This window comes from Rhizobacter terrae (genome assembly GCF_003852895.1).
GTDB lineage: Bacteria > Pseudomonadota > Gammaproteobacteria > Burkholderiales > Burkholderiaceae_C > Albitalea > Albitalea terrae.
Genome location: NZ_QUSW01000011.1, coordinates 103093 through 122669, shown reverse-complemented (window position 1 = coordinate 122669; position 19577 = coordinate 103093). Strand labels below are relative to the sequence as shown.

The following is a 19577-nucleotide window of genomic DNA, read 5'->3' as shown; positions in this document are numbered from 1 at the left end:
TGGGGTCCGGCTCTTGCGCCGGACCCGCTTCCGGCCTACAACCCTGGAACGTCCCGCAGCGCGCTGCAAGGAGGTTCCTGCATGAGTGCATTCCCCAGCACCGAAGTGACATGCATCCTGCCCGTGAAGGACATGGACCGTGCACGCCACTTCTACGAGAACTCGCTGGGCCTGACGCCCTTGGGCGGCAAGCCGGATGGCAAGTTCGTCTACCGCTGCGGCGGGACCGAGATCGCGCTGTTTCCCAAGCCTGAGGGAACGAAGGCGCAGCACACGGCCCTCAGTTTCCGGGTGGCAGACATCGCCAACGCCATCTCGGCGCTGAAGTCACGCGGCGTGGTATTCGCAGACTATGACTTCCCGGGGCTCAAGACCGAGGGCCATGTGTGTGTGCTGGGCTCGGAGAAGGCCGCGTGGTTCGAGGACCCGGAAGGCAACATCCTTTGCCTGCACGAGGACCTGGCCTAGCGTCCGAGCGCCCATCGCGCCCCGTTCAGTGCTGGAGAATCTTGGACAGGAAGTCCTTGGCACGAGGAGAGCGCGCATCGGGATTGCCGAAGAACTCATCGCGGGTGCAGTCCTCGATGATCTTGCCCTGGTCCATGAAGATGACCCGGTGGCTCACCTTGCGGGCGAAGCCCATTTCGTGGGTCACGCACATCATGGTCATGCCTTCGTGGGCGAGCTGGACCATCACGTCCAGCACTTCGCCCACCATCTCCGGATCCAGCGCCGAGGTCGGCTCGTCGAACAGCATGACGATCGGGTCCATCGACAGTGCGCGGGCGATCGCCACGCGCTGCTGCTGGCCGCCCGAGAGCTGGCCGGGGAACTTGTCCTTGTGCGCCATCAGGCCCACGCGGTCGAGCATCTTCAGGCCGCGGGTCTTGGCATCGTCGGCATTGCGGCCCAGCACCTTGATCTGCGCCAGCGTGAGGTTCTCCGTCACGCTCAGGTGAGGGAACAGCTCGAAGTGCTGGAACACCATGCCCACGCGGCTGCGCAGCTTGGGCAGGTTGGTCTTGGGGTCGGAGATGGACGTGCCGTCCACCACGATGTCGCCCTTCTGGAAGGGTTCCAGGGCGTTCACCGTCTTGATGAGCGTGGACTTGCCCGAACCGGACGGCCCGCACACCACCACCACCTCGCCCTTCTTGATCGTGGTCGTGCAATCCGTGAGCACCTGGAAGGTGCCATACCACTTGGAAACGTTCTTGATGTCGATCATGGTTTGCAAGGCCTTAGCGAATGATCTGGATTTTCTTTTGCAGCCGCCGCACGAGCATCGACAGGCTGAAGCAGATGACGAAGTAGACGACTGCCGCCACGAGGTAGGTCTCCACCGGCCGGTTGAAGTTCTTGCCGGCGATCTCGAAGCCCTTGAGCATGTCGTAGGCGCCAATGGCATAGACCAGCGAGGTGTCCTGGAACAGGATGATGGTCTGCGTGAGCAGCACCGGCAGCATGTTGCGGAAAGCCTGCGGCAGCACCACGAGCTGCATGCACTGCTTGTAGGTCATGCCCACCGCATAGCCGGCGTACACCTGCCCCTTGGGCACCGACTGGATGCCCGCGCGCATGATCTCGGAGTAGTAGGCGGCCTCGAACACCGTGAAGGTGATGAGGGCCGACAGCTCCGCGCCCATGGGCCGGCCGATGATCATCGGGATCAGCAGGAAGAACCACAGGATCACCATCACCAGCGGGATGGAGCGCAGCGTGTTCACGTAGGCCGCGGCTGGCATCACCAGCCAGGGCTTGCCCGACAGGCGCATCAGCGCGAGCAGCGTACCGAGGATGATGCCGCCGATCATGGCGATCACCGTCAGCTGGATCGAGAAGAAGAATCCCTTCGAGATGAAGCTGACGACGACGCCCCAGTTCAGGAAGCTGAAATCGAGGGCGGAAATCATTTGCCACCTCCGATCATGCCGGGCACCTGGACGCGCTGCTCAATGACCAGCGCAATGCGGTTGATCGCGAAGGCGGAGATGAAATACAGGCCCGTCACCGCGAGGTAGACCTCGATGCCGCGGGAGGTTTCTTCCTGAGCCTGCATGGCGAACATGGTCAACTCGGCGATGCTCACCGCAAACGCCACCGACGAGTTCTTGATGATGTTCATCGACTCGGACGTGAGCGGCGGGATGACGATGCGAAACGCCATCGGCAGCAGCACGAAGCGGTAGACCTGCGGCAGCGTGAGGCCCATGGCCAGGCCCGCGTAGCGCTGGCCCTTGGGCAGCGCCTGGATGCCGGCCTTGACCTGCTCGGAAATCCGCGCCGAGGTGAAGAAGCCGAGGGCGAACACCACCAGCACGAAGCTGGGGATCGCGCGCAGCGACAGGAAGATTGAAGGAATCACGTGGTACCAGAGGAAGATCTGGACCAGCAGCGGGATGTTGCGGAAGAGCTCCGTCCACGCCGTTCCGATGAACACCAGCCATTTGCTGGGCGTGGTGCGCAAGATGCCCATCAATGAGCCCACCACCAGCGCCACCACCAGCGACAGGATCGCCACCGACAGCGTCCAGCCCCAGGCTGACATCAGCCATTCGAGGTAGGTCCGCCCTCCCCCCGTGTCCTGCAGGAAGACCTGCCAGTCCCATTTGCTACCCAAATCCGCCTCCTACTTTCGGTGCACCGGCCCTTGACCCCTCCGGGCACGGCCACCAGAAAAAAGCGCGACGCCGTTCAACCGGGCGCCGCGCTCGCCGGACCTGTCAGGCCGCAGGCGCGAGCCGCAAGCCTAACCGTCCGGTCCATTGCTGTCGACTTACTTCTTTGCGTACTCTTCCATCGGCTTGTCGTTGGGGTTTGCCCAGGCCGCCTTGGTGGCCTCGCTCACCGGCAGGCCGATCTTCGCGCCCGCAGGCGGGATCGGTTGCATGAACCACTTGTCGTAGGTCTTGGCCAGGTCGCCGGTCTTGATCTGGTTCTTGATGCTGTCGTCCACCGCCTTCTTGAAGGCGGGGTCGTCCTTGCGCATCATGATGGCGATCGGCTCGACCGACAGCACTTCGCCGACGATCTTGAAGTCGCTCGGGTTCTTGGACGAGGCGATGTTCTTGGCCAGGATGGAACCGTCCATCACGAAGGCATCGGCACGGCCGGATTCGAGCAGCAGGAAGCTGTCGGCGTGGTCCTTGCCGAAGAGCTCCTTGAAGTCGACGCCGGTGGCGCGCTCATGCTTGCGCAGCGTCTGCACCGACGTGGTGCCGGTGGTGGTGGCCACCGTCTTGCCCGCGAGCTGGTTGATGCCCGTGATGCCGGAGTTGGCCTTCACGGCGATGCGCACTTCCTCCACGAAGGTCGTCACGGCAAAGGCGACGTCCTTCTGGCGGGTGGCGTTGTTGGTGGTCGAGCCGCACTCGAGGTCCACGGTGCCGTTCTGAACGAGCGGGATGCGGTTCTGCGAAGTGACCGGCTGGTACTTGATCTCGATCTTCTTGCCGACGGCCTTTTCCAGGTCGGCGACGACCTTGGTGCAGACGTCGATGTGGTAGCCGACGTACTTCCCGTCACCGATGGTGTAGGACAGGCCGGAGGACTCGCGCACGCCCATGGTGATGGCGCCACTGTCCTTGATCTTCTTCAGCGTGTCCTCGGCGTGCGCAACACCCACCGCCATCACGGCAGCCAGGGCGAGCATGGTCTTCTTCATGGAGACTCCTTCAGTGTGTTGGAAGAGCAGACAACGAAATTCTATGGATGGGCATCTACGCAAAACCACGTAGATTCGTACCTATCAGGGAAGATCAGGAGAAGAGGGCTTCTTTCAGTACGGCACTTGGTCCGTGGGGTATTTCCAGAAGTCCTTCAGGAGGTAGTTCATGGGCATGTTCAACGACACGTTCTTCGGCGGGATCGGCTGCGTGAACCACTTGTCGTAAATGGCGTAGGCCTCGCGGCTGGTGATCATCCGCTTCATCTCGTCGTCGATGATGCGCTTGAACTCCGGGTCGTCCTTGCTGAGCATGATGGCCAGCGGCTCGATGGTCAGGAACTTGCCGACCACCTTGAGCTTGTTCGGGTCCGGGCGTTCGGACCGCAGGCCGTACAGCAGCACATCGTCCATCGCGAAGCCGTCGGCCTCGCCGTTTTCCACCATCGCCACCGCGGCGGCATGGTCAGCCGCTTCCAGCACGGTGATGCCGATCAGCCGCTCCTTGTTGGCCGCGTTCACCGCCTTCAGCGGCGTGGTGCCCTTGGTGGACACGAGTTTCTTGCCGTCGAAGTTGGGCAGGTCGTCGATCTTGCTGTCGGCGCGCACCAGGTAGCGCGCGCCGGTGATGTAGTGCGGCACAGTGAAGGCGACCTTCTGCCGCCGCTCGGCGTTGTTGGTGGTCGAGCCGCATTCGAGGTCGGCCTTGCCTTCGGCGATGACGGGAATGCGCGTGGCGCCGGTCACCATCACGTACGAGACCTCCAGCTTGGGCATGTTCAGCTTCTTCTTGACGGCATCGGCCAGCTTCAGGCACAGGTCCACGGCGTAGCCCACGGGCTTCTTGTTGGCGTCCACGTAGGACAAGGGCACGGACGACTCGCGGTGGGCGATGATGATCTTGCCCGTTTGCTTGATGCGGTCCAGCGTGGGGCCGCTGGGGGCCGGCACCGCTTCCTTGTTGGCGGCGACGGCTGAAAAGGCGGCAAGGGCGGCGGTGGCCGCGAGTGCCCGGCGGATGAGAGGCAACGACTTCATGATTGGGTGTTCCCGAACGTGTGCGTGAGAGGACCTGGGTCAACAGGCATCCAATGCAACGCTCATGCCACCAGACGCACGGGGTGGGTCAGCGTTTCGGGCACGAGCAGCGCCTCCATTTCAGCACGACTCATGATTCCGAGGCTCTCGGCCGTGGCTGCGATGGTGCCGCCGGTCGCGAGTGCAGTCTTGGCGATCAGCGCCGCCTTTTCATAACCGATGATGGGGTTCAGCGCGGTCACGAGCGTCACCGACTCCGCCACGCGGCGGGCCAGGAGTTCGGTATTCGCCTGAATGCCTTCCACGCAATGCACCTGCAAGGTCCGGCAGGCATTGGTCAGGTGCTTCACGCTCTTGGCCAGCGCCCACCCCATGATGGGCTCGAAGGCATTGAGCTGCAATTGCCCCGCCTCGCTGGCCATGGTGATGGTGACGTCATTGCCGATGACTTCGAAGGCCACCTGGTTCATCACCTCGGGGATCACCGGATTCACCTTGCCCGGCATGATGGACGAGCCCGCCTGCCGCGCGGGCAGCTTGATGTCGCCGAAGCCCGCCTGCGGTCCGGAAGACAGCAGGCGCAGGTCGTTGCAGATCTTGGACAGCTTGCAGGCCACGCGCTTGAGCACGCCCGACAGCTGCACGAAGGCGCCCGTGTCCTGCGTGGCTTCCACGAGGTTCTCGGACTTCACCACCGGCACGCCGGAGATGCCGGCCAGGAGGCCGATGACCTTTTCCGCATAGCCCGCCGGCGCATTGATGCCGGTGCCGATGGCCGTGGCGCCCAGGTTCACCTCGGTGATGAGTGCGCGGGCTTCGCGCAGGCGTTGCTCGTCCTCGCCGATCATGATGGCGAAGGCCATGAACTCCTGGCCCAGCGTCATGGGCACGGCGTCCTGCAGCTGGGTGCGGCCGATCTTGAGGATGCTGGAGAACTCCGCTGCCTTGGCCTCGAAGGCGCCACGCAGGTCGGCCATGGCGGCGATGAGCCGGCCGATGCCGAACCAGGCCGCCAGCCGCAGCGCGGTGGGGTAGACGTCGTTGGTGCTCTGCGAGGCGTTGACGTGGTCGTTGGGGTGCAGCACGTCGTAGCGGCCCTTGGCGTACCCCAGCCGCTCCAGTGCGCGATTGGCGATCACCTCGTTGGCGTTCATGTTGGTCGAGGTGCCGGCACCGCCCTGGATCACGTCCACCACGAACTGTTCGTGCAGCTCGCCGCGCACCAGGTCATCGCAGGCCAGCTCGATGGCTTCTGCCAGCCGCGCGTCGATCACGCCGAACGAGAGGTTGGCCTGGGCCGAGGCGCGCTTGACGAAAGCCAGCGCGCAGACCAGGTCGGACCAGCCGCCGATGGCCTGTCCGGTGATGGGGAAGTTCTCGACCGCGCGGGCGGTGTGCACGCCCCAGTAGGCCTCGGCGGGGATGTCCTTGTCGCCAAGAAAGTCGTGTTCGGAGCGGGTGGCTTGGATGGGCTGCATATTGGACGCGGACTGTACGTTTGCCCTTCTCGCGGGGTCCAATGCTGATTCTCGGAGGGTGTATGCGTTTGTTGCATGCGCCTATAGGGTTAACCCAAGGCACCTCGTGCAAACCCTGATCCCGAACGCAGGATGCATTCGGAAATCCGATGCCGCGACCGGATTTTTCTCGGAAAACCGAGCCCTGCCGGCGAAGTGGAAATCAGGCCGAGTCGCGCAGAAAGTCCCACAGCGCCTGAGCGCCGGGCTTGATGTGGCGGGCGACTTCCGGCCGTTCGCGGTAAATGCGCACTTCCATGGACAGCTCGCAGGCCCCAGGCGCGGAGGCCCGCACCAGCCGCTTGCTCTTGAGCTCCTTCTTCACCGAGCTGCCCGGCAGGAAGGCCAGGCCGTGGCCTTCCTGCGCCATCGCCTTCAGGCCTTCGGCCATGTCGGTCTCGTAAATGGGCTCGAGGTTGAGCGGTACCGGCGAAAGCTTGACGATCAGGTCCACCAGCCGGCCCAGGTAGGCACCCGAGCCGTAGCTGAGGAAGGGCACCTTGGCACCGGTGCCGGCCGGGATGTGGAACATCGGCTGGCCATCGTCGTCGGCCTTGGCGTAGGGCGCGATGGTCTCGTGGCCGAGGCTGAGCATCTCGTAGCGGTCGGGGCTGAGCTGCAGCGGCTGCGAGGGGTGGTGGTAGGCGATGAGCAGGTCGCAGCTGCCTTCGGTGAGCTGCATGACGGCGTCGTGCACGTTCAGCGCGGTGAGCCGGCTCTTGACGGCGCCGAAGCGCTTGCGCAGGTCCATCACCCAGTGCGGGAAGAAGGTGAAGGCCAGCGAGTGCGGCACCGCGAACTCGATCATGTCCTGCCCGGCCACCTGGTGGCCGCGCATCATGTTGCGGGTGGCCTGCAGGCTGCCCAGGATTTCCAGGGCCTGCGAGTGGAAGGTCTCGCCCGCGGGCGTGAGCCGCGTCGGGTAGGAGGACCGGTCCACCAGGTCCAGCCCAGCCCAGGCTTCCAGCGCCTGGATGCGGCGCGAGAACGCCGGCTGGGTCACGTGCCGCAACTGGGCCGAACGGGAGAAGCTCCTCGTCTCGGCCAGGCTCACGAAGTCTTCAAGCCACTTGGTTTCCATGTGTTGTCTTGTCGTCCACGGGCTTGCAACTCACCCGGCGTCATCCCCCGCCTGCTGCAAGCGCCACATGTCAGCATAGCGCCCGTTGAGCGCCAGCAGTTCGGCATGCGTGCCGCGCTCGATGATCCGCCCCAACTCCATCACGAGAATCTGGTGCGCGTCGACCACGGTGGACAGCCGGTGGGCGATGACCAGCGCCGTCTTGTTGCGCGCCACGCCCTGCAGCTCGGCCTGGATGGCACGCTCGTTGGCCGAGTCCAGCGCCGAGGTGGCCTCGTCGAAGATCATGATGGGCGGGTTCTTCAAGAGCGTGCGGGCGATGGCCACTCGCTGCTTCTCGCCGCCTGACAGCTTGAGCCCGCGCTCGCCCACCATGGTCTCGTAGCCTTTTGGCGTGGCGGTGATGAAGTCGTGGATGCGCGCCGCCTTGGCCGCCGCCTCGACCTCGTCCTGCGAGGCCCCGGCCCGGCCGTAGGCGATGTTGTAGGCCACCGTGTCGTTGAAGAGCACCGTGTCCTGCGGGACGATGCCGATGGACTGCCGCAGGCTGGCCTGCGTCACCTGCCGGATGTCCTGCCCGTCGATGCGCAGCGCGCCGCCGGTCACGTCGTAGAAGCGGTACATCAGCCGCGCCAGCGTGCTCTTGCCGGCGCCCGACGGCCCCACCACCGCCACCGTCTTGCCGGGCGGGATCTCGAAGCTGAGGTCATGCAGGATGGGCCGCGCCGGGTCGTAGGCAAAGCTGACGTGGTCGAAGGTGACGCGGCCTGCGCTGACCTCCAGCGGCTTGGCATCGGGCGCGTCGTCCACCTCGCGCTCGCGCTCCATCAGCGTGAACATCTTGTCCAGGTCGGTCAGCGACTGCTTGATCTCGCGGTAGATCACGCCCAGGAAATTGAGCGGGATGTACAGCTGGATCATGAAGGCGTTGATCATCACCAGGTCGCCCAGCGTCATGTGGCCGGCCACCACGCCGTTCGTGGCGCGCCACAGCATGAGCACCAGCCCGCCGGCAATGATGAGTTGCTGGCCGGTATTGAGGATGCTCAGCGTGGTCTGCGACTTCAGCGCCGCCTTTCGCAGCCGCTCCAGGCTCTCGTCGTAGCGCCTGGCCTCGTAGGCCTCGTTGTTGAAGTACTTGACCGTCTCGTAGTTCAGGAGCGAGTCGATGGCCTTGGAATGCGCCGTCGAGTCGAACTCGTTCATCTGCTTGCGGAACTGCGTGCGCCAGTTGGTCACCGTCACGGTGAAGGTGATGTAGATCACCAGCGCGCCCAGGGTGATCCAGGCGAACCACGGGTCGAACTTCACGCCCAGCAGCGTGAGCACGATGCCCACCTCGATGAGCGTGGGGATGATGCTGTACAGCGAGTACGAGATGAGCGACTGCACGCCTCGGGTGCCACGCTCGATGTCGCGCGTCATGCCGCCGGTCTGGCGTTCGAGGTGGAAGCGCAGGCTGAGCGAATGCAGGTGCCTGAAGACCTCCAGCGAGATGCTGCGCGCCGCGCCTTCAGTCGCCTTGGCGAAGACCAGTTCGCGCAGCTCGGTGAAGAGCGAGGTCGACAGCCGCAAGCCGCCGTAGGCCACCAGCAGCCCGATGGGCACGACCAGCACGGCGCGAACATCGCCCGGCGGAATCGTCAGGTTGTCCACCAGCTTCTTGAGCAGCAGCGGCACGCCCACGTTGGCCAGCTTGGCACCCACCATGAAGGCCAGCGCCAGGATGACCCGCACCCGGTAGCGCCACAGGTAGGGCACCAGCTTGCGCAGGGTCTGCCCATCGGTGTGGGCGCGCGCGGGCGCGGCAGCCGCCGGGGCGGCGGCGATGGAAGAAGAATCGGCTGTGGCGCGGCGCATCGTGAAAGAATCGGGCAGGTTTCCGAGCCCAAGTGAAGCACATGTCCGAGATTACAAGCCCTGCCCCCAACCTCGTCCCCGACTCGCTGGCGCCGCTGAAGCTGCCCGACGACCGCGAGCTGGTCATGCGCGTCATGCCCATGCCGGCGGATGCCAACGGCAACGGCGACATCTTCGGCGGCTGGATCATGGCCCAGGTCGACCTGGCCGGCTCCGTGCTGCCGGCACGCATCGCCAAGGGGCGCATCACCACGGTGGCTGTGAACCAGTTCGTGTTCAAGCAGCCGGTGTCGGTGGGCGACCTGCTCAGCTTCTACGCCAAGGTCGAGCGCATTGGCCGCACCTCGGTGACCGTGCATGTGGAGGTCTACGCCGAGCGCAACCCGGCCAACCTGCACGTGGTGAAGGTGACCGAAGCCAACCTCACCTTCGTGGCCATCGACAAGGACGGCCAGCCGCGCACGATCCCGCGCTCCTGACAGGGCGACTCCGCGGCCGCAGAATGGGCCCGTCGCGGGAGACAGCGATGGACCTACCGATCTCCACCCGAGAGGACGCCGGCCGGCAACTGGCCGCACGGCTGGAAAGCCACCGCGGGCGCGATGCGGTGGTGCTGGCGCTGCCGCGTGGCGGCGTGCCGGTGGGCGCCGAGATCGCCCGCGCGCTGGACCTGCCGCTGGACCTGCTGTTCGTTCGCAAGATCGGCCTGCCCTGGCAGCCGGAGCTGGCCTATGCCGCCGTGGTGGACGGGAATCCGCCGGAGGTGGTGATCAACGAGGACGTGGCCCGCATCGATCCGATGAGCTCGACCGAACTGGCCTCGGCGATGCAGCGGGAAGTGGCGGAAATCGAGCGGCGGCGGACCGTGTACATGAATGGCCGGGCGCCGATGGAGGTGACCGGGCGCGAGGTCATCCTGGTGGACGACGGCCTGGCCACGGGCACCACCGCCAAGGCCGCACTGGTGGCGCTGCGTCGGCGGGCGCCGTCCACGCTCATCCTCGCGGTGCCGGTGGCACCGGAGGACACGGTCAACGAGATGCGATCGCTGGTGGACGTGGTGGTGTGCCTGGCGATGCCGGAGCCCTTCCACGCCATCGGCATCCACTACCGGGACTTTCACCAACTGGAGGACGACGAAGTGCTCGGCATCCTCGCAGCAGTCGCCTGAGTGCTCAATCCACGAAGAAGTCGGGAATGAAGTCCTTCGTGCCCGGCACGACGCTGTACTTGTCCAGGTCGGTCACGCCATGCGAGGCGAGCACCTCGTCGTCGATGAAGAAGTTGCCCGTCGTGGCCTTCGCGTCACTGGTGAGGATGAGGTAGGCCGCATCCGACAGGATCTCCGCCGTGCGGCACTTGTTGACATCCACACCCGGGATCATCTGCAAGGCCGCCGTCGCAATCGCGGTGCGCGGCCACAGCGAGTTCACCGCGATGCCCAGCGGCTTGAACTCGCCCGAATGCCCGAGCGTGCATTCGCTCATGCCGTACTTGGCCATCGTGTAGGCCACGTGGTTCTTGAACCAGTGCTGCTTCATCGACAGCGGCGGCGACATGTTCAGCACATGCGGGTTGCGTCCGGCCTGTGCCGCCTTGACGAGGTGCGGCAGGCAGGTCTGCGTGCACAGGTAGGTGCCGCGCACGTTCACGCCGAACATCAGGTCGAAACGCTTCATGGGCGTGTCGGTCGTGGGCGTGAGGCTGATCGCGCTGGCGTTGTTCACCAGGATGTCGATGCCACCGAACTCCGCCACCGCCTGCGCCACGGCCGCATGCACGCTGGCCTCGTCGCGGATGTCGGTCTGGATGGGCAGGGCCTTTCCGCCGGCAGCCACGATCTCGGCCGCCGCCGAATGGATGGTGCCTGGCAGCTTCGGGTTGGCATCGGTGGTCTTGGCCGCGATGACGATGTTGGCGCCGTCCTGCGCAGCCCGCTTGGCGATCGCCAGTCCGATGCCGCGCGAGGCACCCGTGATGAAGAGGGTCTTGCCCGAAAGGGTGTTGCTCATGTCGTCTCCAGTCTTGTCGTGGCGATGTGTCGGGCGAGTGCCTCGCCGCAGGTGCGGTACACCGGCTCGCCCGGATGGAACCCGTCGGACGCCATGCAGCCCGCGTCCAGTCTCAACTCGATGGGCACGTGCGCGACGTCGCGCCGCGTGGCCGCCCAGCGCGCCATGGCCTGGTCATGCCGGCGCGCATCGCTGCCCATGATCCACCTCAGGGGCTGGGGCAGCAAGGGAAACTGATGCACCGGCGGCAAGGGTGCGAAGGCCACGTGCTTCACACCGGTGTGGGCCAGCAGCCAGTCGGCGAGCGCCTCGCGATGCTGCACGGCACGGTGCGACGGCACCTGGTCGATGACGTCGTTCACGCCGAGCACGACCACGGCCACGTCGGCCGGGCCAGGCTTTTCCTGCCGGACCAGATCGAGCGCCTGCGCCGAGGTGATGCCCGACTTGGCGACCAGGTGCCAATGCACCTCGGCGCTCGCCGCCTCGGCCAGCGTGCGCGTGAGGTGGCCGGCCAGTGCGATGTCCTGCGTATCGACCCCGACGCCGGCACCGGAGGAATCGCCCACGATGAGCACACGCAGCACCGGCCCCTGGCCGAACACGCCGCGGCGCTCGCCCGCCGCTTCCGGCAAGGTCGGCGCGCGGCGCCGCGTCATCACGGCCTGCACGATGAGCAGGGGCGACAGCAGCAGCTTCGCGACCAGGCTCATCAATGGGCCTGCATCAGGAGAACTGCGAGAAATCAGGCTTGCGCTTCTGGAAGAAGGCCGTGAAGGCCTCGCGCGCCTCGGGGCTCGTGAGCCGCTCCTGGAACACGCCGCCTTCGACGGCGATGGTCTCCAGCACCGCGGCCGAGCTCGCACGGCGCATGAGCTTCTTGCTTTCGCGCACGGCGCCCGGCGGCAGCGCGTTGAAACGCTCGGCCATGCGGCGCGCGTGGTTCACCACCTCGGTAGCAGGCAGCACGGCATTGGCCAGGCCCAGGTCGACGGCGTCCTGCGCGGTGAACGGATCGCCCAGCAGCAGCTTTTCGGCCGCCTTCACGTGGCCGACGAGCTGCGGCAGCACGAGGCTGGAGGCGAACTCCGGCACCAGGCCCAGGCTGGTGAAGGGCATGGCCAGGCGCGCTTCATCCGACACATAGACCAGGTCGCAATGCAGCAGCAGCGTGGTGCCGATGCCGATGGCCGCGCCCGTCACGGCCGCCACCACCGGCTTCTCGCTGGTGGTCAGGGCCTTCATGAACTGGAACACCGGCGAGTCCATGCCCTGCTTGGGGCGGTGCATGAAGTCTTCGAGGTCGTTGCCCGAAGTGAAGATGCCGGGCTGGCCGGTGATGAGCACCGCGCGCACGGCGGCATCGCTGTTGGCGCTGCGCAGGGCCTGTGCCATGGCGGCGTACATGTCGACGGTGATCGCGTTCTTCTTTTCCGGCCGCGCGATCTCGATGGTGGTGACGCCATTCAGGGTGGCGGTCTTGATGCTCATGCTGCTGTCTCCTGCGAAAGTTGGAATCCCTGGAGCAGCGCCAGCGTGCGCGTCCAGAGCGATGTCTTGAATTGGTCCCTGAAGAATCCGAAGTGCCCGATGCGCCTGGCCTGCACGTCCGCCGGCGCGATGCGTTCGACCCGGCGCGGCGCGTTGGCGTAGCAGTCCACGAGCACGCGGGTGCCGCGTTCGGTCATGAGCTCGTCGTCGGTGATGGACAGTGCAACGAGCGGGAAGCGGGCGGACTCGAACTTCTCGCGCACTGCATCGCCTTCGGCGCCCACGTGGTAGCGCGGGTTCAGGCACCACTTGCGCCATTGCATCACGACCCCGGCCGGAAGATTGCCCACCTTGCGGAATCTGCGCCCCGGGAAGTAGCCGAAGAGGCGGGTGGCCAGCGGAACCAGCACGTACCAGAAGTACAGCACCATGCGCTTGAGTTGCGGCGCGTTGTCGCGCCAGTAGCCGCTGCCTGCTGCAATGGACACGAGTCCCGCGATGCGGTCGCGGTGCTTGAGCATGCCCGGCAGTTGCGCGCCCAGGCTGTGGCCGATGACGTAGACCGGCAAGCCATGCGCGCGGCGCACGGTCTCGGCGATCACCGCGTCAAAGTCGTCGGCCCAGTCGAAGAGATCGGCCTGCAACCTGTTCAGCGGCGTGCGCTGCGAGTCGCCCATGCCGCGGTAGTCGAAGCTCGCGACGAGGTAACCCTGCGAGGCGAGCCACTGCGCGAAGGCCGCGTAGTAGTCCTGCTTCACGCCCATGGCGCCGCCGATCACGACCGCGGCGCGCGGCGTGTCCAGCGGCTCATAGAAGCGGGTGGCGACGAGGGCGTCGCCCGTGGAGGCAAGGTCAAGCTGGCGCGCACGCATGGCTACTCCTTCCACCAAAGCCGAAAACGCGAAGGGCGCCACGTTTCACATTTCACCCTTCACGTTCCACGCAAATAGAGGCCGCTTGTGGCGGCCGGCAAGGCCGCGTTGGTAGCGACCCTGCGTAACTCAGACGCGTTCGAAGATGCCCGCCGCGCCCTGGCCGGTGCCGACGCACATCGTCACCATGCCGTACTTCAGGTTGTGGCGGCGCAGGGCGTGCACCACCGTGGCCGCGCGGATCGCGCCGGTCGCGCCCAGCGGGTGGCCCAGGGCGATCGCGCCGCCCATCGGGTTCACCTTGGCCGGGTTCAGGCCGATGCTGTTGATCACCGCGAGGGACTGCGCCGCGAAGGCTTCGTTCAGCTCGATCCAGTCGATCTGGTCCTGCGTGAGGCCGGCGTACTTCAGCGCCGCGGGAATCGCCTCGATCGGGCCGATGCCCATGATCTCCGGCGGCACGCCGCGGGCGGCGAAGCTCACGAAACGGGCCAGCGGCTTCAGGTCGTACTGCTTGATGGCCTTCTCGCTGGCCAGGATGAGCGCACCGGCGCCATCGCTGGTCTGCGAGCTGTTGCCGGCGGTGACGCTGCCCTTGGCGGCGAACACCGGCTTGAGCTTGGCCAGGCCTTCGAGCGAAGTGTCCTTGCGGGGACCTTCGTCGAGGTTGACGGTGCGGGTCTTGGTGATCTGCTCACCGGTCTCCAGGTTCGGGAAGCGGTCCACCACGTCGATCGGCGTGATCTCGTCGGTGAACTCGCCAGCCGCCTGCGCCTTCAGGGCGCGCAGATGCGACTCGAGGGCGAAGGCATCTTGCGCTTCGCGCGAGACCTTCCACTTCTCGGCGACCTTCTCGGCCGTCAGGCCCATGCCGTAGGCGATGCCCACGTTCTCGTCCTTGGCGAACACCTCGGGGTTGAACGACGGCTTGTTGCCGCCCATGGGCACGAGGCTCATGGACTCGGCGCCACCGGCGATCAGCACGTCGGCCTCGCCCACGCGGATGCGGTCGGCGGCCATCTGGATGGCGGTCACGCCCGAGGCGCAGAAGCGGTTCACGGTCACGCCGCCCACGGGGTGCTGGAAGGCCAGCGCCATCGCGATGCGGGCCATGTTCATGCCCTGCTCGCCCTCGGGGAAGGAGCAGCCGATGATCGCGTCCTCGATGGCCTTGGGGTCCAGCGAGGGCACTTGCAGCATCGCGCTCTTCACCGCGGCGACCAGCAGGTCGTCGGGGCGCGTGTTCTTGAAGTAGCCGCGGCCGGAGCGGCCGATGGGCGTGCGGGTGGCGGCGACGATGTAGGCGTCTTGAACTTGCTTGCTCATTGCTTTGTTTCCTTCAAAGTGCCGAATCAGTTGCGCACCGGCTTGCCGGTCTGCAGCATGCCCATGATCCGTTCCTGGGTCTTGGGGTTGTCCAGCAGCGCGCAGAAGTGCTTGCGTTCCAGCGCCATCAGGTATTCCTCGCTCACCAGCGAGCCGGCGTCCACGTCGCCGCCGGTCACGACGTCGGCGATCAGCGTGCTGATGTGGAAGTCGTGCTGGCTGATGAAGCCGCCGTCGCGCATGTTGGCCAGCTGGCCCATGACGGTCGCCTTGGCGTTGCGGCCGGCCACGGGGAACAGCTTCTTGTGCGGTGCGCGGTAGCCGGCGTCGTACATGGCCTTCGCTTCGGTGATCGCGACGTACAGCAGCTCGTCCTTGTTGGCGACGATGGTGTCGCTATCGAGGATGTAGCCCAGCTTGCGCGACTCGATGGCGCTGGTGCCCACCTTGGCCATGGCAGCGTTGGTGAAGCCGTCCTTCAGGAAGGCGAAGATGTCGGCGTTGGCATTGCCGGCCGCGGCCATTTCAGCGGCGCGGCGGGCGATGTAGGTCAGGCCGCCGCCACCGGGGATCAGGCCCACGCCGACTTCGACCAGGCCCACGTAGGTTTCCATCGCCGCGACGCGCTTGGCCGAGTGCACCGAGATCTCGCAGCCGCCGCCCAGCGCGATGCCGCGCATGGCCGAGACCACCGGCACCGTCGCGTAGCGCAGGCGCAGGAAGGCGTCCTGCAGCTTCTTGACCTCGGGCAGGATGCCCTTGCCGCCCGACTTCATGAAGACGGGCATCAGCGCCTCGAGGTTGGCGCCGGCGGAGAACACGTCGTCCGGCGACCAGATCACCACGCCCTTGTAGGACTTCTCGGCGATCTCGACGGCCTTGAGCAGGCCCTCGGTGACCAGCGGGCTGATCAGGTGCAGCTTGGCGGTGATGCTGGCGATGACGACTTCATTGTCCAGCGTCCACACGCGCACTTCGTCGTTCTTGAAGAGCTCGGTGCCCGACTTCAGCGGCTCGACCGAGCCGTCGCCCACGAGGGACTCGGGGAAGAACTGGCGCGCGTACACCGGCAGCTTGCTGCGCGGGATGTACTTGCCTTGCGATGCGCTCCACGAGCCTTCGGCAGTGTGGACACCGTCGCGGCCGTCGAACACCCAGGCGGGCAGCGGAGCCTCGGAGAGCGCCTTTCCGGCATCGATGTCGGCCTTGACCCACTCGGCCACCTGCTTCCAGCCGGCTTGCTGCCACAGCTCGAAGGGGCCTTGGCTGGTGCCGAAGCCCCAGCGCATGGCGAAGTCCACCTCGCGGGCGGATTCGGCGATGTCGGCCAGGTGCACGGCGGCGTAGTGGAAGCCGTCGCGCAGGATGGCCCACAGGAACTGCGCCTGCGGGTTGGTCGATTCACGCAGCAGCTTCAGGCGCTCGGCCGGGGCCTTCTTGAGCATGCGGGCGACGATCTCGTCGGCCTTCTTGCCGGCGGGCACGTAGTCGCCGGTGGCGGCGTCGAAACGCTGGATGTCCTTGCCGACCTTCTTGTAGAAGCCCGCGCCGCTCTTCTGGCCCAGCGCTCCCGCGCCGATCAGCTTGGTGACCACGGCCGGCGTCGCGTACGACGGGAAGAACGGGTCATCGGCCAGGTTGTCCTGCAGCGTCTTGATGACGTGCGCCATCGTGTCCAGGCCCACCACGTCGGCGGTGCGGAAGGTGCCCGAGCTGGCGCGGCCCAGCTTCTTGCCGGTCAGGTCGTCCACCACGTCGTAGCTGAGGCCGAAGGTCTCGGCTTCCTTCATCGTGGCCAGCATGCCGGCGATGCCCACGCGGTTGGCAACGAAGTTCGGCGTGTCCTTGGCGCGCACCACGCCCTTGCCCACGGCGCTGGTCACGAAGGCTTCGAGCTGGTCGATGACTTCAGGCTGGGTGGTCGGCGTGGCGATCAGCTCGACCAGGTACATGTAGCGCGGCGGGTTGAAGAAGTGGATGCCGCAAAAACGCGGCTTGATCTCTTCAGGCAGCACTTCCGACAGCTTGGTGATCGACAGGCCCGAGGTGTTGGATGCGACGATCGCGTGCGGCGCGAGGCTCGGAGCGATCTTCTTGTACAGGTCCAGCTTCCAGTCCATGCGCTCGGCAATGGCCTCGATCACGAGGTCGCAATCCTTGAGCAGGTCCAGGTGTTCTTCGTAGTTCGCCTGCTGGATCAACGCCGCGTCTTCGGGCACACCCAGGGGAGACGGCTTGAGCTTCTTCAGGCCATCGACCGCCTTCGTGACGATGGCGTTCTTCGGACCTTCCTTGGCGGGCAGGTCGAACAGCACCACGGGCACCTTGACGTTGACGAGGTGGGCGGCGATCTGCGCGCCCATCACGCCGGCGCCGAGAACGGCCACCTTGCGCACGGGGAATCGGGTCATGGTCTTTCCTTGGTTGAATTTATGAAGGCTTTCGGGTCACTCGACCCGAATCCACGTTTGCGTTCTGTAGAAGGGGCCGATGTAGCCGCGCATCTGCAACTGCTTGCCGCCTTCGAGCGTGCGGACCTTGGCGCGATAGACCTTGCCGTTCTTCGGGTCGGTCACGTCGCCGCCTTCGTACCACTCCTCATCGCCCTTCTTGAGGTTGCGCAGGATGGTCAGGCCCACGAGCGGCTTGCCGGCGCGCTCGTCCTTGCACTCGTCACACACGGCGTTGGGCTTGGCGCTGGGGTCGAGGATCTTCTCGATCTTGCCCGTGAGCACGCCAGCGGTCTCGCTGATGCGCACCAGCGACTTCTCGGTCTTGCCGTCGTCGTCGATGGTCTTCCACAGGCCCACCGGCGTCGCCTGGGCGAACGCCAGCGAGTGGGCCACGAATGCAACTGTTGCGAGCGCGATCTTCAGCATGCTGTGCCTCCTGTTGTCGGATCGGCGCATTGCATCAGAACAGGGATTCCTCAACGTCCATCATGGGCTTGGCGCCAGCGCGGGCCGTGCGGATGAGCGTCGCGGTCTCGGGCAGCAGCTTGGCGAAGTAGAAGCGCGCCGTGTGCAGCTTGGCCTTGTAGAACGGGTCGCCGCCGTCCACCTTGGCCAGCGCGATCTTGGCCATGCGGGCCCAGAAGTAGCCGAACACCAGGTGGCCGCAGACGCGCAGGTAGTCAACAGCCGCAGCGCCCACTTCGTCGGGGTTCTGGAAGGCCTTCATGCCGATCTCGGTGGTCAGCTTGGTGACCTTCTCGCCCAGCTCGGCCAGCGGGTTCACGAATTCCTGCATGGCTTCGTTCGTGCCTTCTTCTTCCACGAAGTCGCGAACGATCTTGCCGAACTTCTTCAGCTTGGCGCCGTTGTCGGCGAGCACCTTGCGGCCCAGCAGGTCCAGCGACTGGATGGTGTTGGTGCCTTCGTAGATCATGTTGATGCGGGCGTCGCGCACGAACTGCTCCATGCCCCACTCGGCAATGTAGCCGTGGCCGCCGAACACCTGCATGCAATGCGAGGTGGAGATCCAGGCGTTGTCGGTGAGGAAGGCCTTGACGATCGGGGTCAGCAGGGCCACGAGGTCGGCAGCATCCTTGCGCTCGTCCTCGTCCTCCGAGGACAGTTCCTTGTCCAGCAGCAGCGTGGTCCAGATTGACAGCGCACGGCCGCCTTCGGCGTAGGCGCGGGCGGTCAGCAGCATCTTGCGCACATCGGGGTGCACGATGATGGGGTCGGCCGGCTTGTCGGCCGCCTTCACGCCCGACAACGAACGCATCTGGATGCGGTCCTTCGCATAGGCCACGGCGTTCTGGTAGGCCACTTCGGTCAGGCCCAGGCCCTGCATGCCCACGCCCAGCCGGGCGGCGTTCATCATCACGAACATCGCGGCCAGGCCCTTGTTGGGCTCGCCCACCAGGGTGCCGACGGCGCCGTCGAGCACCATCTGCGCGGTGGCGTTGCCGTGGATGCCCATCTTGTGCTCCAGGCCGCCGCAGTAGATGCCGTTGCGCGAGCCGATCTTGCCTTCGGGCGTCACGTTGTACTTGGGCACCACGAAGAGCGAAATGCCCTTGGAGCCTTGCGGTGCATCCGGCAGGCGGGCCAGCACCAGGTGAACGATGTTCTCGCTCATGTCGTGCTCGCCGGCGGAGATGAAGATCTTGTTGCCGGTGATCTTGTAGGTGCCGTCCGCTTGCGGTTCAGCCTTCGTGCGCAGCAGGCCGAGGTCGGTGCCGCAATGCGGCTCGGTCAGGCACATCGTGCCGGTCCACTGGCCGCTGGTGAGCTTGGGCAGGTACAGCTTCTTCTGCTCGTCGGTGCCATGCGCATGCAATGCCTCGTAGGCGCCGTGCGAGAGGCCCGGGTACATGGTCCAGGCCTGGTTGGCCGAGTTCATCATCTCGTACATGCACTGGTTCACCACGTGCGGCAGGCCCTGGCCGCCGAAGGCCGGGTCGCAGCTCAGCGCGGGCCAGCCGCCTTCGACGTACTGCAGGTAGGCTTCCTTGAAGCCCTTGGCGGTGGTCACCTCGTGCGTGGCCTTGTCGAGCTTGCAGCCTTCCTGGTCGCCGATCTGGTTCAGCGGGGCGATGACCTGCGAGGCGAACTTGCCACCTTCCTCCAGCACCGCGTTGATGGTGTCGGCATCGACATCGGCATGCGCGGGCAGCTGCTTGAGTTCGTCCACGACGTTGAGAAGCTCGTGCAGCACGAATTGCATGTCGCGCAGCGGAGGGGTGTACTGGGCCATCGTGAAACTCCT

At 65.6% G+C, this 19577-nt stretch carries 19 protein-coding genes; 3 read left to right on the top strand and 16 right to left on the bottom strand.

The window, feature by feature from the left end; translation table 11 throughout:
• The first annotated feature begins 81 nt into the window (after window positions 1-81).
• On the top strand, window positions 82-468 hold the full coding sequence (locus DZC73_RS28285) for a VOC family protein (protein WP_124543747.1): 387 nt from the start codon (window positions 82-84) through the stop codon (window positions 466-468).
• A 25-nt stretch (window positions 469-493) separates the two neighbouring features.
• Here DZC73_RS28285 and DZC73_RS28280 read toward each other — a convergent pair whose 3' ends face one another.
• From DZC73_RS28280 to DZC73_RS28245, 8 genes are all read right to left on the bottom strand, one after another.
• Entirely contained in the window at window positions 494-1228 is a 735-nt protein-coding gene (locus DZC73_RS28280; protein ID WP_124543746.1) for an amino acid ABC transporter ATP-binding protein, read from the bottom strand.
• 13 nt (window positions 1229-1241) lie between these two features.
• Complete coding sequence (locus DZC73_RS28275) at window positions 1242-1913, bottom strand: amino acid ABC transporter permease (protein ID WP_124543745.1); 672 nt, start codon at window positions 1911-1913, stop codon at window positions 1242-1244.
• Complete coding sequence (locus tag DZC73_RS28270) at window positions 1910-2620, bottom strand: amino acid ABC transporter permease (RefSeq protein WP_235835322.1); 711 nt, start codon at window positions 2618-2620, stop codon at window positions 1910-1912. Before DZC73_RS28270 ends, DZC73_RS28275 begins: the two co-directional genes overlap by 4 nt.
• A gap of 156 nt (window positions 2621-2776) precedes the next feature.
• On the bottom strand, window positions 2777-3664 hold the full coding sequence (locus tag DZC73_RS28265) for a transporter substrate-binding domain-containing protein (protein ID WP_124543744.1): 888 nt from the start codon (window positions 3662-3664) through the stop codon (window positions 2777-2779).
• 114 nt (window positions 3665-3778) lie between these two features.
• Window positions 3779-4702 (bottom strand): amino acid ABC transporter substrate-binding protein, encoded by a 924-nt coding sequence (locus DZC73_RS28260; protein WP_124543743.1) that lies wholly within the window; start codon window positions 4700-4702, stop codon window positions 3779-3781.
• A gap of 62 nt (window positions 4703-4764) precedes the next feature.
• Window positions 4765-6180 carry an aspartate ammonia-lyase gene (locus DZC73_RS28255; protein ID WP_124543742.1) on the bottom strand — a complete coding sequence of 472 codons (1416 nt, stop codon included), beginning with the start codon at window positions 6178-6180 and terminating at the stop codon, window positions 4765-4767.
• A 202-nt stretch (window positions 6181-6382) separates the two neighbouring features.
• On the bottom strand, window positions 6383-7300 hold the full coding sequence (locus DZC73_RS28250; protein WP_124543741.1) for a LysR substrate-binding domain-containing protein: 918 nt from the start codon (window positions 7298-7300) through the stop codon (window positions 6383-6385).
• A 30-nt stretch (window positions 7301-7330) separates the two neighbouring features.
• Complete coding sequence (locus tag DZC73_RS28245; RefSeq protein ID WP_124543740.1) at window positions 7331-9160, bottom strand: ABCB family ABC transporter ATP-binding protein/permease; 1830 nt, start codon at window positions 9158-9160, stop codon at window positions 7331-7333.
• Window positions 9161-9201: 41 nt separating this feature from the next.
• Here DZC73_RS28245 and DZC73_RS28240 point away from each other — a divergent pair, with 41 nt between their 5' ends.
• Both DZC73_RS28240 and DZC73_RS28235 read left to right on the top strand, forming a co-directional pair.
• On the top strand, window positions 9202-9639 hold the full coding sequence (locus tag DZC73_RS28240) for an acyl-CoA thioesterase (RefSeq protein ID WP_198415028.1): 438 nt from the start codon (window positions 9202-9204) through the stop codon (window positions 9637-9639).
• A 47-nt stretch (window positions 9640-9686) separates the two neighbouring features.
• Window positions 9687-10331 carry a phosphoribosyltransferase gene (locus tag DZC73_RS28235; protein WP_124543739.1) on the top strand — a complete coding sequence of 215 codons (645 nt, stop codon included), beginning with the start codon at window positions 9687-9689 and terminating at the stop codon, window positions 10329-10331.
• A 4-nt stretch (window positions 10332-10335) separates the two neighbouring features.
• Here DZC73_RS28235 and DZC73_RS28230 read toward each other — a convergent pair whose 3' ends face one another.
• The 8 genes from DZC73_RS28230 to DZC73_RS28195 all read right to left on the bottom strand — a co-directional run bounded on the left by DZC73_RS28230 (window position 10336) and on the right by DZC73_RS28195 (window position 19565).
• Window positions 10336-11172, bottom strand: coding sequence for an SDR family oxidoreductase (locus DZC73_RS28230; RefSeq protein ID WP_124543738.1), 837 nt, complete (start codon window positions 11170-11172; stop codon window positions 10336-10338).
• On the bottom strand, window positions 11169-11885 hold the full coding sequence (locus tag DZC73_RS28225; protein WP_124543737.1) for an SGNH/GDSL hydrolase family protein: 717 nt from the start codon (window positions 11883-11885) through the stop codon (window positions 11169-11171). The genes DZC73_RS28230 and DZC73_RS28225 overlap by 4 nt, the downstream gene beginning before the upstream one ends.
• Before the next feature lie 13 nt (window positions 11886-11898).
• Window positions 11899-12663: an enoyl-CoA hydratase gene (locus tag DZC73_RS28220; RefSeq protein WP_124543736.1), complete on the bottom strand. Its 765-nt coding sequence runs from the start codon at window positions 12661-12663 to the stop codon at window positions 11899-11901.
• Window positions 12660-13535 carry an alpha/beta hydrolase family protein gene (locus tag DZC73_RS28215; protein ID WP_124543735.1) on the bottom strand — a complete coding sequence of 292 codons (876 nt, stop codon included), beginning with the start codon at window positions 13533-13535 and terminating at the stop codon, window positions 12660-12662. The genes DZC73_RS28220 and DZC73_RS28215 overlap by 4 nt, the downstream gene beginning before the upstream one ends.
• A gap of 129 nt (window positions 13536-13664) precedes the next feature.
• Window positions 13665-14861, bottom strand: a complete 1197-nt coding sequence (locus tag DZC73_RS28210; RefSeq protein ID WP_124543734.1) for an acetyl-CoA C-acyltransferase — start codon at window positions 14859-14861, stop codon at window positions 13665-13667.
• 26 nt (window positions 14862-14887) lie between these two features.
• Window positions 14888-17272, bottom strand: a complete 2385-nt coding sequence (locus DZC73_RS28205) for a 3-hydroxyacyl-CoA dehydrogenase/enoyl-CoA hydratase family protein (RefSeq protein WP_124543733.1) — start codon at window positions 17270-17272, stop codon at window positions 14888-14890.
• 36 nt (window positions 17273-17308) lie between these two features.
• Window positions 17309-17740, bottom strand: coding sequence for a DUF2147 domain-containing protein (locus tag DZC73_RS28200; protein ID WP_198415026.1), 432 nt, complete (start codon window positions 17738-17740; stop codon window positions 17309-17311).
• A 34-nt stretch (window positions 17741-17774) separates the two neighbouring features.
• Complete coding sequence (locus tag DZC73_RS28195; RefSeq protein WP_124543732.1) at window positions 17775-19565, bottom strand: acyl-CoA dehydrogenase C-terminal domain-containing protein; 1791 nt, start codon at window positions 19563-19565, stop codon at window positions 17775-17777.
• Window positions 19566-19577 lie beyond the last annotated feature (12 nt).